Source organism: Xanthobacter autotrophicus (genome assembly GCF_030015065.1).
Taxonomy (GTDB): domain Bacteria; phylum Pseudomonadota; class Alphaproteobacteria; order Rhizobiales; family Xanthobacteraceae; genus Xanthobacter; species Xanthobacter autotrophicus_D.
In genome coordinates this window covers 1-443 of record NZ_JAIVFN010000427.1, presented here as the reverse complement: position 1 = coordinate 443, position 443 = coordinate 1, and the positions used below count along the sequence as shown (strand labels likewise).

Here is a 443-nt window from a genome sequence, read left to right as displayed (position 1 = left end):
TGCGACGACTGCCAGATCCATTCCGGCTCGGCGTTCCGCGCCAATATTCCCGCGCCGGCGGCCGGTTTCCGGCTGACCCGGGGCACGCCCCGCACGTATGTGAAAACGGCCGAGAGCGGCGCGAAACGGCTGCTCGCGTTCTGCGGGCACTGCGGCACGCCGCTCTATGCCTGCGCGGCGGAAGCGCCCACGGCCTACTCGCTGCGCACCGGCGCGATCCGCCAGCGGCACGACCTGGGCGCTCCGAAGCGGCAGATCTGGGCGAAGCGCCGCAGGGCCTGGGTGCGGTTGCCCGACGGCGTGGAGTGCTTCGACGGGCAGCCCTGAAGGGTTGCGCAGGAACCCGCCGGGCAGGCGCTGCCGCCGCGCCCCCGCCCTGCTCCGCTCCGTTCCGTGTGTACCATCGCTCCTGCCGCAGGCCTGCGGGGCCTGCCTCGCCGCGC

1 protein-coding gene is annotated in these 443 nt (G+C 74.0%); it reads left to right on the top strand.

Annotation, left to right across the window (positions count from 1 at the left end; all coding sequences use genetic code 11):
* Positions 1-327, top strand: a 327-nt coding sequence (locus K9U40_RS23860; RefSeq protein ID WP_282892530.1) for a GFA family protein, incomplete at its 5' end; no start/stop codon positions are given.
* Positions 328-443 lie beyond the last annotated feature (116 nt).